The organism is Pseudomonas orientalis, from assembly GCF_022807995.1.
Taxonomy (GTDB): Bacteria; Pseudomonadota; Gammaproteobacteria; order Pseudomonadales; family Pseudomonadaceae; genus Aquipseudomonas; species Aquipseudomonas orientalis_B.
In genome coordinates this window covers 3562722-3576018 of the sequence record NZ_CP094351.1, presented here as the reverse complement: position 1 = coordinate 3576018, position 13297 = coordinate 3562722, and the positions used below count along the sequence as shown (strand labels likewise).

At 61.4% G+C, this 13297-nt stretch carries 11 protein-coding genes; 4 read left to right on the top strand and 7 right to left on the bottom strand.

Annotation, left to right across the window (positions count from 1 at the left end; genetic code table 11):
* The first annotated feature begins 39 nt into the window (after window positions 1-39).
* Both MRY17_RS15810 and MRY17_RS15805 read left to right on the top strand, forming a co-directional pair.
* A complete protein-coding gene (locus MRY17_RS15810; RefSeq protein WP_181284404.1) occupies window positions 40-1122 on the top strand; it encodes a catalase family peroxidase in 1083 nt (360 codons plus the stop codon).
* Window positions 1119-1658: a cytochrome b gene (locus tag MRY17_RS15805; RefSeq protein WP_181284405.1), complete on the top strand. Its 540-nt coding sequence runs from the start codon at window positions 1119-1121 to the stop codon at window positions 1656-1658. Before MRY17_RS15810 ends, MRY17_RS15805 begins: the two co-directional genes overlap by 4 nt.
* A gap of 18 nt (window positions 1659-1676) precedes the next feature.
* Here MRY17_RS15805 and MRY17_RS15800 read toward each other — a convergent pair whose 3' ends face one another.
* A complete protein-coding gene (locus MRY17_RS15800) occupies window positions 1677-2828 on the bottom strand; it encodes a M14 family metallopeptidase (protein ID WP_181284406.1) in 1152 nt (383 codons plus the stop codon).
* A 465-nt stretch (window positions 2829-3293) separates the two neighbouring features.
* On the bottom strand, window positions 3294-3644 hold the full coding sequence (locus tag MRY17_RS15795) for a DUF6124 family protein (protein WP_181284407.1): 351 nt from the start codon (window positions 3642-3644) through the stop codon (window positions 3294-3296).
* Between the two features lie 129 nt (window positions 3645-3773).
* On the opposite strand from MRY17_RS15795, the gene MRY17_RS15790 reads away from it, so the two are divergent.
* Window positions 3774-4409, top strand: coding sequence for a LexA family protein (locus MRY17_RS15790; RefSeq protein ID WP_181284414.1), 636 nt, complete (start codon window positions 3774-3776; stop codon window positions 4407-4409).
* Here MRY17_RS15790 and MRY17_RS15785 read toward each other — a convergent pair.
* From MRY17_RS15785 to MRY17_RS15770, 4 genes are all read right to left on the bottom strand, one after another.
* Entirely contained in the window at window positions 4406-6331 is a 1926-nt protein-coding gene (locus MRY17_RS15785) for an acetyl/propionyl/methylcrotonyl-CoA carboxylase subunit alpha (RefSeq protein ID WP_181284408.1), read from the bottom strand. The two genes, MRY17_RS15790 and MRY17_RS15785, sit on opposite strands and share 4 nt — an antisense overlap.
* A complete protein-coding gene (locus MRY17_RS15780; protein ID WP_243352453.1) occupies window positions 6328-7134 on the bottom strand; it encodes a gamma-carboxygeranoyl-CoA hydratase in 807 nt (268 codons plus the stop codon). Before MRY17_RS15780 ends, MRY17_RS15785 begins: the two co-directional genes overlap by 4 nt.
* A 133-nt stretch (window positions 7135-7267) precedes the next feature.
* Complete coding sequence (locus tag MRY17_RS15775; RefSeq protein WP_243352452.1) at window positions 7268-8875, bottom strand: carboxyl transferase domain-containing protein; 1608 nt, start codon at window positions 8873-8875, stop codon at window positions 7268-7270.
* A gap of 11 nt (window positions 8876-8886) precedes the next feature.
* Window positions 8887-10050, bottom strand: a complete 1164-nt coding sequence (locus MRY17_RS15770) for an isovaleryl-CoA dehydrogenase (RefSeq protein WP_181284411.1) — start codon at window positions 10048-10050, stop codon at window positions 8887-8889.
* A 158-nt stretch (window positions 10051-10208) separates the two neighbouring features.
* Here MRY17_RS15770 and MRY17_RS15765 point away from each other — a divergent pair, with 158 nt between their 5' ends.
* A complete protein-coding gene (locus MRY17_RS15765) occupies window positions 10209-11846 on the top strand; it encodes an AMP-binding protein (protein ID WP_191951936.1) in 1638 nt (545 codons plus the stop codon).
* Window positions 11847-12385: 539 nt separating this feature from the next.
* On the opposite strand, the gene MRY17_RS15760 is transcribed toward MRY17_RS15765, so the two are convergent.
* Window positions 12386-13285: a hydroxymethylglutaryl-CoA lyase gene (locus MRY17_RS15760; protein WP_065884893.1), complete on the bottom strand. Its 900-nt coding sequence runs from the start codon at window positions 13283-13285 to the stop codon at window positions 12386-12388.
* Window positions 13286-13297: the final 12 nt, after the last annotated feature.

Below are 13297 nucleotides of genomic sequence, written 5' to 3'. Positions count from 1 at the left end.
TGTTTCACCCCCTAAGGCCTCTGGCCCTGGAGTTCATTCATGGTAGACCACTCATCACCGCCTCGTCCTCCGTTAAGTACTGCGAGCCTGGTCGCGCGACTCGCCGCTATCGGTGCCGTGGTTGCCGTTGTGGCCGGGGCATTTGCCTACGTCAACGGCACCCTCGACCCACAGCGTCTGCGCCCAAAAACCTTGGTCAATGCCCTGGAAACCAATAACGGTGTGCACCCGGGGTTTCGGCGTAACCATGCCAAGGGCGTGTGCGTGGCCGGGTACTTCGAGAGCAATTCCGAGGTGCGCGCCTACTCCAGCGCCCAGGTATTCAACGAGGCGAAAACCCCGGTGATCGGACGATTCGCCTTGCCCAGCGGCAACCCTTATGCGCCTGACAGCAGCGTGCCGATCCGCAGTTTTGCCGTGCAGTTCAGCCAGGCCAACGGCCAGCAGTGGCGCACCGGAATGAACAGCATGCCGGTGTTTCCGGTGGGCACGCCCGAGGCGTTCTACCAGTTGCTCAAGGCCGGCGCGCCGGACCCGGCCACTGGCAAGCCGAACCCGGCGAGCATGCCGGCGTTTTTTGCCGCACACCCGGAAACAGCGCCGTTTCTGGCCTGGGTTAAAACTGCCAAGCCATCGGCCAGTTACGCGACCGAAACCTACAATGGCATCAATGCGTTTTACCTGGTCAATGCCGACGGCAAGCGTCAGGCCGTGCGCTGGGCCGTGGTGCCGCAGAGCCGCGACGCAGCCGACGATACCGCCCCTGAAGGCGGCGACTTCCTGGAAAAGGACCTGGTGCAGCGCCTGGCTGCGGGGCCGCTGCATTGGCAGTTGAACATGACGCTGGCCAATCCCGGCGACCCGCTCGATGACGCCAGCAAGACCTGGACCGGCGCGCACAAGGTAGTCAATGCCGGCACCCTGGTGCTGCAGAGCAGCCAGCCACAAGCCGACGGCGATTGCCGCGATATCAACTTCGACCCGCTGATTCTGCCCAGCGGTATCGAGGCGTCCAATGACCCGCTGCTGGCGGCACGCTCGGCGGCCTATGCCAGTTCCTACCTGCGCCGCGCCGGTGAAGTCAGCCCGCTGCACAGCGCCTCCCAGGAGTCGAAGCCATGAATGTTCAACCACGGTTTTTCGCCCCGTTGGCGCGTTTGCTGCACTGGCTGATGGCGTTGATGATCATCGCCATGCTGTTTATCGGCGCGGGCCTGGCGGCGTCGGTGTCTGAGCGGCACGAGTGGCTGATTCACCTGCACAAGCCGTTGGGGATCGCCATCCTGGCGCTGGTGGTCGTGCGCCTGGTGGTGCGTTTCTCCACGCGCCAGCCACCGCTGCCGACGGACTTGCCGCTGTGGCAAGTACTCGCGGCCAAGGCGTCCCACGTGGTGTTGTATGGGTTGATGCTGGTGTTGCCGTTGTTGGGCTGGGCGATGATTTCGGCCGCCGGTGACCCGGTGATGCTCAGCAGCTCCGTGCAACTGCCGGCATTGGTGTCGGCGAATGCGCCGTTGTTTGCGCTGTTGCGCAAGGCCCATGGTTACCTCGCCTACCTGCTGTTCCTGACGGTGCTGGTGCACCTGGCGGCCGCGCTGTTCCACGGGTTGATCCGCCGCGACGGTGTGCTGCAAAGCATGACCGGGACCAAGCACTGATCAGGTTTTGACCGACCGTTAACGCACGTGGCCGATGATATCGGCCACGCTGCTCAAGACGTTCTTGCCCAATTGCCTGGAGCGCTCGCCTGACCAACCGGTTTGCGGATTGGGCGCATCATCATTGTCCTTGAAGGGCATCTCCAGGGTCAGTGACAGGCAGTCGTATTTCTCACCGACCGCATTGCAAGCCAGGGTCATATTGGCTTCGCCCGGCAGATCGCGGGTGTAGCCGTGGGTGGTCTGAAAGTCACGAGTCAGTTGGCTCAGGTGGCTGCGGAAGTGTTTTTCCAGGGTTTCGATACGCGGTGTGTAACCGGGGTTGCCTTCGCATCCGGCGGTGAAAACGTAGGGAATTTCTTCGTCGCCATGGATGTCGAGGAACAGGTCGACGCCATATTTTTCCATTTGTTGTTGCACGAACAGGACTTCCGGGCTGAGCTCCTGGCTGGCGCTCTGCCAGGCGCGATTGAGGTCCTGGCCCATGGCGTTGGTACGCAGATGGCCGTGAAAGGCGCCGTCGGGGTTCATGTTGGGCACCAGGTACAGGTCGGCGACGGCCAGGAGCTTTTTCAACTCGGTATCACCGCTCTGTTGCAGGCGTTCGATCACGCCTTCCATAAACCATTCAGCCATGTGCTCGCCGGGATGCTGCTGGGCGATGATCCACACGTTGCGGCGACCTTCGCCCCCTTTGCCACGGCGCAGCAGTTGAATATCGCGGCCTTCGACACTTTTACCGGTGGCCAGCAGCTTGACGCCGGCGTACTTCAGGGCCTGTTCGATCAACCAGTCGTGACGTTCACGGCTGTAAGGTTCGAAGTAGGCGAACCACGCGTGTTTTTCCCGGGTCTGGAGGCTGACATGCAGGATTTCGCCATCAAAGCGTGACGGCACGCGGAACCAATTGACGTGGTCATAGGAGGCCACGGCGTTATAGCCGGTCCATGCATGCTTGTAGGAAGATCGGCCCGCGTTGCTCAGGCGAAAAGTATGGGTGTGGCCCACATGCATGCCCTCGGCCTTGAAGTGGAACCACTGGTAATGTTGGCTGCGGGTGTCGGGTTTGATTGCCAGCAACAACTGGTAGGCATCGCTGGCATCCAGGACCTGGATATTGCCGCTGTCGAAGTCGGTGCTGATTTTGATGGACGTCAAGGCCACGGTCATAGTCTGGTTGCCTGAATATGAGGATGTGGCGGCTATCTTACACAGGCAGCAGGCAATGTCTGGAAGCAAAATTGTTGCATGAATGAGGGGGGCGTCATCCGTGACGCCGCCGCAGCTTAGGGTCCATGAGATTGATTCTCAAGCGCTAAATCGCGCAGATATGGGCTGAAATCCTGGTGTGGCTTTCTTTTCGCAATGGTCTTTTGCTACCATCCGCGCCATCGAGCAATACACAGTCTTCATTAGCCTGAAGCCATGCCAGAAATAACTGGCAAAAAAAAGACCCGGCCAAAGAGCCGGGTCAAAAACCGTGATTAGCCTGATGAGGAGATATTCCAGGAGTCCGACCTAAGGTCTCTTGGTCTATCGACTGATCTCGCGATCAGCTGGGTCCAATAATAATCATTATCATTTGCAAGTCAAATGTTTTTATCCGTTCGATAGAAATATTTTTCCCGTGCGGGCTCATCCGTTTGCATGAGCGTCCGGGGTTCGCAATGACCGCTCCACCATCGCCTTCGCCATATCGATCAAATACACCACGGAAAATGCCAGGTCACGCTGACTGCCCTGATGGCTGCTCGCCGACTCGTAGGCGGTTGCTGCGGCACTGCGCAGCAGGTCGGAGGCGTGCACCAGCGCTTCCTCCTGGCTGATGCCTGGTTTGAGGGTGAAGAAGGTCGAGTCCGAGGCGGGCGCAGACATCTCTTCTTTCAAGTAATAGTCCAGCGCGCGCTGTGCGGCGCCGCTGCAGCGCATATCGTGCAGCTCAGTGTGTTCAGGTGTTTCAGGCAGGGAATACGGGCTCGTCGTCATAAGGGGCGGTACTCTGGGTGGGTGTCGAAAACCTTATATCGATAATAGTACGTATCGTATTTATGTCGTTTTATGGATTACTACAAACTGTTTATTGCCCTGGAAAATACGCAACGTATTGTCAGCGCCATGGATAACTGGATAGCGTTGGTTCGAGCCAACATGAAAGACCGCAAGGTTACGCAGGATGAACTGGCGGAGCGCCTGGGCATGTCTCAGGGCGGCGTGGGCCATTGGCTCAACAAGCGCCGCGTTCCGAGCCTGGCGGATATGAACCGGGTACTGGCGGAACTGGGGCTGGGCTACCTTGAAGTCGCGCTGGAGATTCGCGAGAGGGCGGACACACAGTCGGCACTGGAGCACCACTACAACCCGTACTTTCGCTACCCGGTCAACGACTGGAACGGCGTGTGCGAGCTGCGTGAGGCGCGGGCCTGCTATGGACCGGAGCGCTTCGAATCGACCGATTACCACGCCCACGGCGAAGCCTTCTGGCTGCCGGTGATCGGCGACGCCATGACCGCGCCCACAGGCCTGAGCATCAGCGCAGGCATGCTGATCCTGGTCGATCCGGCCGTCAAGGCGCAGCCCGGCAAGCTGGTGGTTGTGCAATGGCTGGACAACCCCCAGGCTACCTTTCGCCAGTTGCAGGCAGACAGCGGCCAGCTTTACCTGGTGCCGCTCAATCCTACCTATCCCAAACTGCTGTTCACCGAAGATTGCCGCATTCTGGGCGTTGTCGTGCAAGCCACGGCGAAGTTCTAGTCCGCCGGCTCCAGTTCCACCAGTGCACTGCCTTCGGCGACCATCTCGCCCTCCTGGCAAAACAGCGCCTTGACTACGCCCGCCGCAGGCGCGCGGATACTGTGTTCCATCTTCATCGCTTCAAGTACCACCAGTTGCGCACCGGCTTCGACGCGTTGGCCGATGTCCACCAGCACGCGCACAATGCTGCCGTTCATGGGCGCAGTGAGGCCGCCTTGAGGCGTGTGGCCGGCCTCGGCCGCCGCAATCGGGTCGAACAGGCTGATCGCCTGCATCTCGCCATCCCAACGCAGGTACACGGTGTCTTCATCGCGCACCGCCAGATGGCAGCGGCGCATACCTTGGTGTTCGATTACCAGGCGCTCGTCTGTGAGTGGCGACGATTGCCCGGCCAGTGTGACCAGTCGATCCTGGCCGTTACAGCTCAAATGCAGTGAAACCTGCGCCGGCAGTCCCGCGCGAAAGCCGTGGGTAGCGGCCCACGGTCCGTCACCGGCTGGCAAGGTTTGCATAAAGGCCGCACCTGCCGCCTGCCAGAACTCATCGCTCAAGGCCCCGGCCACCGGCAGCAGCTCAGCCTGATAGCGTGGAATAAACCCGGTATCCAGCTCGGCCGCGGCAAAGGCCGGATGCCCAATGATGCGCCGCAGGAAGCCCAGGTTGGTCTTGAGCCCGCCCACCGCATACTCGTCGAGCATGCCCAGCAAGCGCAGCCGCGCCTGCTCGCGGTCCTCGCCCCAGGCAATCAGCTTGCCGAGCATCGGGTCGTAGAAGGGCGAAACGCTGTCTCCTTGTTCAACGCCGCTGTCCACGCGCCGCCCCGGGCCTGGGGTGGACTCGCGGTACAGCGCCAACCGTCCGGTGGCAGGGAGAAAATCGTTGGCCGGGTCTTCGGCATACAGCCTTACCTCAATGGCATGCCCCTTCAGCGGTACCTGCGCCTGGGTGATCGGCAGCACCTCGCCCTGGGCCACCCGGATCTGCCAGGCCACCAGGTCGAGGCCGGTAATCGCCTCGGTGACCGGATGCTCGACTTGCAGGCGGGTGTTCATCTCCATGAAGAAAAACTCGCCGCGGGCATCCAGCAGGAACTCCACGGTGCCCGCGCCCACATAGCCGATCGCCTGCGCCGCGCGTACCGCCGCTTCGCCCATGGCCTTGCGTTGCTCGGCACTGAGTCCCGGCGCGGGGGCTTCTTCGACGACCTTTTGATGACGGCGCTGGATCGAGCAATCGCGCTCATTGAGGTACAGACAGTTGCCGTGTCGATCGGCAAATACCTGGATCTCCACATGGCGCGGTTTGAGCAGGTATTTCTCCACCAGCATCTGCCCGTTGCCGAATGACGACAGGGCTTCACGCTGGGCGGAGGCCAGGGCTTCTGCCAGCTGGCTGACATCCTCGACCACCTTCATGCCCTTGCCGCCGCCGCCGGCCGTGGCTTTGAGCAGTACGGGATAACCGATACGCGTACAGGCTTCGCGGAAAGTCTCCAGGTCCTGGGCCTCGCCGTGATAGCCCGGCACCAGCGGCACACCGGCGGTTTCCATCAGCGCCTTGGCCGCCGACTTGCTGCCCATGGCGTCAATGGCCGAGGCGGGCGGGCCGAGGAAGATCAAGCCCGCTGCCTCGACGGCCCGGGCGAACCCGGCGTTTTCCGACAAAAAGCCGTAACCCGGATGAATCGCCTGGGCGCCGCTGGCGTGGGCGGCGGCGATCAGTTTGTCGATCTGCAGGTAACTGTCGGTGGCCTTGCTGCCGCCCAGGTCGACACGAATATCCGCCTCGCGGCTGTGCCGCGCATCACGGTCGATCGCACTGTGCACAGCCACCGTGGTCAGCCCCATCGCCTTGGCGGTGCGCATGACCCGGCAGGCAATTTCGCCACGGTTGGCCACCAGCACGCTAGTCAGTGTACTCATGGGTGCGGCTCCTTGGTTTGCCAGCTGGGTGCGCGTTTTTGCAGAAAAGCGCGCAAGCCTTCCTGGCCCTCGGCACTGACCCGGATACGCGCGATGGCGTTTTCACAGTAACGCCGCAGCGCCGGGGTCAAGGCACCGTTGCCCACCTCACGCAATAAGTCTTTGCTCGAACGCATCGCCGCCGGGCTGTTCTGCAGCAGATTGGCGATCCACTCATCCACCCGTTGCTCCAACGTCTCGACCGGGTAGCTTTCCGCCAACAGGCCGATCTCGCGTGCACGCTGGCCGCCAAACCGCTCGGCCGTCAAGGCATAGCGACGGGCCGCGCGTTCACCGATGGCCTGCACCACGAATGGGCTGATCACCGCCGGTGCCAGGCCGATACGCACTTCCGACAGGCAGAACTGCGCGTCATCGGCGCCGATCGCCATGTCGCAGCAACTGATCAAGCCCAGCGCGCCGCCGTAAGCGGCGCCTTGCACCACCGCCAGGGTGGGGATTTTCAGCTTGGCCAGGTTGTACATCAACTCGGCCAGCTCACGGGCGTCGTCCAGGTTGGTGTGGTAATCCAGCTCGGCCGACTGCTGCATCCAGGCCAGGTCTGCGCCGGCGCTGAAGTGCTTGCCGCGCCCGCGCAACACCAGAAAGCGCAGGGACGGATCGCCCTGTACGTGGTCGAGAGCGATGATCAGTTCGCGGATCATCTGCGCATTGAACGCGTTGTTCTTGGCTTCACGGCTGAGCCACAGCGTGGCAAAGCCACGGCTGTCGGTGACCAGTTCGAGGGTGTTGAAATCGCTCATGCAAGAAGCTCCATGAAAATGAGAGGCCTCCTGTAGGAGCAAGCTTGCTCGCGAAGGTCGTCAACGGTAACGCGGGTATCCAGGATGCACGCGTTGACTGGACGTTTTTCGCGAGCGAGCTCGCTCCTGCAGGTTACATGCGGAACACGCCGAAGCGGCTCGGCTCGATAGGCGCATTGAGGGCGGCGGACAGCGCCAGGGCCAGTACTTCGCGGGTCTGCAACGGGTCGATGACGCCGTCATCCCACAAGCGTGCGCTGGAGTAGTAGGGGTGGCCCTGGGTTTCGTATTGGTCGAGGATCGGCTGCTTGATCGCGGCCTCATCCTCGGCACTGAACGCGTTACCGGCGCGCTCGGCCTGCTCGCGCTTGACCTGCACCAGCACGCCCGCCGCCTGTTCGGCGCCCATCACGCCGATGCGTGCATTGGGCCACATCCACAAAAATCGCGGGTCATAGGCGCGCCCGCACATGCCGTAGTTGCCTGCACCGAAACTGCCACCGATGATCACCGTGAACTTCGGCACCTTGGCGCAGGCTACCGCCGTCACCAGTTTGGCGCCGTGCTTGGCGATGCCGCCGGCTTCGTACTTCTGGCCGACCATGAAACCCGTGATATTTTGCAGGAACAGCAGCGGAATCCCGCGCTGGCAGGCCAGTTCGATAAAGTGCGCGCCTTTCTGCGCAGCTTCGGCAAACAGAATTCCGTTGTTGGCCAGGATTGCCACCGGGTAACCGTGCAAGTGCGCAAAGCCGCACACCAGGGTGGTGCCGAACAGCGCCTTGAACTCATCGAACACCGAAGCGTCCACCAACCGTGCGATCACTTCGCGCACGTCGAACGGCTGCTTGGCATCGGCCGGGATCACGCCATAGAGCTCTTCGCCGCTGCACAACGGCGCCACGGGCGGGCGTTGGCGCAACTCACCGAGCTTGCGCCAATTGAGATTGGCCACGCTGCGACGGGCCAGGGCCAGGGCGTGTTCATCGTTGTCGGCATAGTGATCGGCCACGCCGGAAATCCGGCAGTGCACATCGGCGCCGCCGAGGTCTTCGGCGCTGACCACTTCGCCGGTGGCGGCCTTCACCAGTGGCGGGCCGGCGAGGAAGATCGTCGCCTGTTGGCGCACCATGATCGCTTCGTCGGCCATCGCCGGCACATAGGCGCCACCGGCGGTGCACGAGCCCATCACCACGGCAATCTGCGGGATGCCCTGGGCGCTCATAGTGGCCTGGTTGAAGAAGATCCGCCCGAAGTGTTCGCGGTCCGGGAATACTTCATCCTGGCGCGGCAGGTTGGCACCGCCGGAGTCCACCAGATAGATACACGGCAGGCGGTTCTGTTCGGCGATGGTCTGGGCGCGCAAGTGTTTCTTGACCGTCAGCGGGTAGTACGAACCGCCCTTCACGGTGGCATCGTTGGCGACGATCATGCATTCGACACCTTCCACACGGCCGATGCCGGCAATCACGCCGGCGGCGGGCACGTCTTCGCCATACACCTGATGGGCGGCCAGCTGGCTCAATTCGAGAAATGGCGAGCCTGGGTCGAGCAAGCGATTGATGCGCTCACGTGGCAGCAGTTTGCCGCGCGAGGTGTGGCGTTCCTGGGCCTTGGCGCCGCCGCCTTGTTGTACCTGGGCGAGCAGGGTGTGCAGCGCGTCGACCTGTTGGCGCATCGCCGCGCTGTTGGCGACGAATTCCGTCGAGCGTGGGTTGAGCTGGGTGTGCAGGGTAGCCATGGGGCGCTCCTTCAGCGGGTTTCGTTGAACAGTTCGCGACCGATCAACATCCGCCGAATCTCACTGGTGCCGGCGCCGATTTCGTACAGCTTGGCATCACGCAACAGGCGTCCGGCGGGGAACTCATTGATGTAGCCGTTGCCGCCCAGAATCTGGATCGCATCAAGAGCCATTTGCGTGGCGCGTTCGGCGCTGTAAAGAATTACCCCGGCGGCATCCTTGCGCGTGGTTTCGCCGCGCTCGCAGGCCTGGGCCACCGCGTAGAGGTAGGCGCGGCTGGCATTGAGCTGGGTGTACATATCGGCAACCTTGCCCTGGATCAGCTGGAACTCGCCAATGCTCTGGCCGAACTGCTTGCGGTCGTGGATGTAGGGCACGATCAGGTCCATGCAGGCCTGCATGATCCCGGTGGGGCCGCCGGAAAGCACCACGCGTTCGTAATCGAGGCCGCTCATCAGCACTTTGACGCCGCCATTGAGTACGCCGAGGATGTTCTCTTCGGGCACTTCGACGTCATCGAAAAACAGCTCGCAGGTGTTGGAACCGCGCATGCCCAGCTTGTCGAACTTGGTGCTGCGGCTGAAGCCTGGCCAGTCGCGCTCGACGATAAACGCAGTGATGCCGTGGGCGCCTTTTTCCAGGTCAGTCTTGGCGTAGATCACATAGGTGTTGGCGTCGGGACCGTTGGTGATCCAGGTCTTGCTGCCGTTGAGTACATACACGTCGCCGCGTTTGTCGGCGCGCAGTCTCATCGACACTACGTCGGAACCGGCATTCGGCTCGCTCATCGCCAAGGCGCCGATGTGCTCGCCGCTGATCAGCTTGGGCAGGTATTTGAGTTTCTGTGCGTGGGTGCCGTTGCGGTTGATCTGGTTGACGCACAGGTTGGAGTGGGCCCCGTAGGACAACGCCACCGAAGCCGAGCCACGGCTGATTTCTTCCATGCTCACCACGTGCGCCAGATAGCCCAGGCCGGCGCCGCCGTACTCCTCCGGCACGGTGATGCCCAGCAGGCCCATGTCGCCGAACTTGCGCCACAGGTCAGCGGGAAACAGATTGTCGATGTCGATCTGGGCCGCGCGGGGCGCGATCTCCTTGGCCACAAAGGATTGCACCTGGTCGCGCAGCATGTCGATGGTTTCGCCGAGGGCGAAGTTCAGGGACGGGTAACTCATGGACAGGCACCTTAATGTGAGCTTTTGTTGTTGTGTTGTTGTGAAGGCCGGGCGCGGGGGAGGGCGCTAACCTTTACGTTAACGTAAGCTTGCGTTGCGGCGCTGTCAATCGTAGTTTACGTTTACGTCAACCTACAAAAAAGACAACAGGGGTCGTTATGGATCAACCGAATCAGAGCTACAGCCGTGGCTCCCAGGACAAGGCCTTGCTGGCCATGACGATTGGCGAGGCGTTCGATCGTACCGCTGCGCAACATCCAGATGGCGAAGCCTTGGTGGTCCGCCATCAACAGCGACGCTTGACCTGGCGTCAATTGGCCGAGACGGTTGAATTACACGCCAGGGCGTTCATCGCGTTGGGCATGCAGACCGGCGACCGCCTGGGTATCTGGGCGCCCAATTGCGCCGAGTGGTGTATCTGCCAGATCGCCAGTGCCAAGCTCGGGGTGATTCTGGTCAATATCAACCCGGCGTATCGCACCAGTGAGCTGGACTACGTGCTCAAGCAGTCGGGCTGCCAGTGGCTGGTGTGCGCCAGCGCGTTCAAGACCTCCGATTATCACGCCATGCTGCAGGAGCTCAAGCCCGGCCTGCGCGGCATCATCAGCCTGGACCCCAACCCGCCCACGCCATTCATGCCCTGGGCGCACTTGTCGGCGCTGGGTGCGAGCGTCCCTGTGCAGCAACTGCATACCCGCCAGGCCAGCCTGCATGTCGACCAGCCGGTGAATATCCAGTACACCTCCGGCACCACCGGCTTTCCCAAAGGCGCCACCCTCAGCCACCACAACATCCTCAACAACGGCTATATGGTCGGCGAAAGCCTGGGGCTTACCGCGCAAGACCGTTTAGTGATTCCCGTGCCGCTGTACCATTGTTTCGGCATGGTCATGGGCAACCTGGGGTGCATCACCCACGGCACCACCATGATCTATCCCAATGACGGTTTCGACCCGCTGCTGACGCTGACCGCCGTCGCCGAAGAGCGTGCCACCGGCCTGTACGGCGTGCCGACCATGTTTATCGCACTGCTCGATCACCCACGCCTGGGCGAGTTCGACCTGGCCAGCCTGCGTACCGGGATCATGGCCGGCTCGACCTGCCCGATCGAGGTGATGCGCCGCGTCATTGACGAGCTGCACATGCGCGAAGTGCAGATTGCCTATGGCATGACCGAAACCAGCCCGGTGTCCTTGCAGACCGGTGCCGATGACGATCTGGAGCGCCGCGTGACCACCGTGGGTCGCACCCAGCCGCAGTTGGAGAACCAGATCATCGATCGTGACGGCAACACAGTGCCACGCGGTGAAATAGGCGAACTGTGCACACGCGGCTACAGCGTGATGCTCGGCTACTGGAACAACCCCGAAGGCACTCGCGATGCCATCGACGAGGAAGGCTGGATGCACACCGGCGACCTGGCGACCATGGACGCACACGGTTACGTCTGCATCGTCGGGCGCAACAAGGACATGATCATTCGTGGTGGCGAGAACGTATATCCACGGGAGCTCGAAGAGTTTTTCTTCACCCATCCGGCCGTGGCCGATGTGCAAATCATCGGTATCCCCGATGAACGCTACGGCGAGGAAATCGTTGCCTGGATCAAGTTCCACCCGGGCCAGGTGGCGAACGAGCTGGAGCTGCAAACCTGGTGCAAGGGCCGCATCGCTCACTTCAAGACGCCCAGGCACTTCAAATTCGTCGATGCGTTTCCGATGACGGTGACGGGCAAGATCCAGAAGTTTCGCATGCGCGAAATCTCCATCGAAGAGCTGCGAACACCGCCGCAATAACGCGCAGAAAGCACAAAGGGGACCCGAAGGTCCCCTTTAATGTGTCGTTGCGTGCTCTTTTTATTATTGAGGGGCGGCCTGTTGTTGTTTTTGGTAGCCGTGGCCCTTACCGCTGTTTTGGGTGACCCCCATCCGGGGTCAAGAGCAAACGTATTTTTTTGAGCGCTGATCTGCTTTTTCGTAAACGATCCAACCAGTGGGTAGCTACCTGAGGTAGTTTTATTTTTCTCTAACCGGTTGCTGGTTTCGGCACGCCGTACCCTGCAAAGCACATCTTCTCCAAAAAAATCTGTTAGCTGCGTCTCTGCCGTGTTGTTTTTGTTATGTCAGAGTCGTTTCGTCTTATTTTTATTAGGTTTGGTGCTTTTTATTCTTGTTATGCCATAGAGATAGCAGAAGCCGTGCCAACTTTTTAAAGTCCTTTAAAATCAAAGGTTTGATTTTTTTACAGGGCCTATTTTTTTGGATGGGCGGCAGATTATGTTCCCGCGTTACCCGTTATGCCGGGCTTCGGTAACACATTGTCACAGCTGTGCTACTCAGCCGAGGTTACGCGCCTTCGCCACCCGCGATCCGCTTGCCCGTCCCAGCACCTGACTGATCTGCTGGCCCGCGCCAATCAGGCGCTCCAGGTCGATGCCGGTGTCGATCCCCAGTCCATTGAGCAGGTACACCACATCTTCGGTGGCGACGTTACCGCTCGCGCCCTTGGCATAAGGGCAGCCGCCGAGGCCCGCGATAGAGCTGTCGAACACCTGGATGCCTTCCAGCAGGCTGGCGTAGATGTTGGCGATCGCCTGGCCATAGGTGTCGTGGAAATGCCCGGCGAGCTTGTCGCGCGGCACCTGTGCGCCGACCACCTCAAACAGCCGCCGTGTCGCGCCCGCCGTGCCGGTGCCGATCGTGTCGCCCAGGGACACTTCATAGCAGCCCATGGCGTACAGCTCGCGGGCGACCGCCGCAACCTGTTCCGCAGCAATATCCCCTTCGTAGGGGCAACCCAGCACACACGACACATACCCGCGCACGCTGACGCCGTGCTGCCGGGCCGCGGCCATAATCGGCGCAAACCGCTCGAGGCTCTCGCTGATGGAGCAGTTGATATTGCGTTGGGAAAACGCTTCGGACGCCGCCGCAAACACCGCGACTTCCTTGACTCCTGCCGCCAGTGCATCTTCAAAGCCACGCAGGTTCGGCGCCAGTGCGCCGTAGGTCACGCCAGGCTTGCGCTGGATCTGCGCGAACACCTCGGCGGACCCGGCCATCTGCGGCACCCATTTGGGCGACACGAAACTGCCGACCTCGATATAGCCCAGGCCGGCGGCGCTCAGGGCGTCCACCAACCGCACCTTGTCGGCGACGCTGATCGGCTGGGCTTCGTTCTGCAAACCGTCGCGCGGGCCGACTTCCACCAGGCGTACGTGTGAGGGGAGGGTCATGGCGGTTACCTT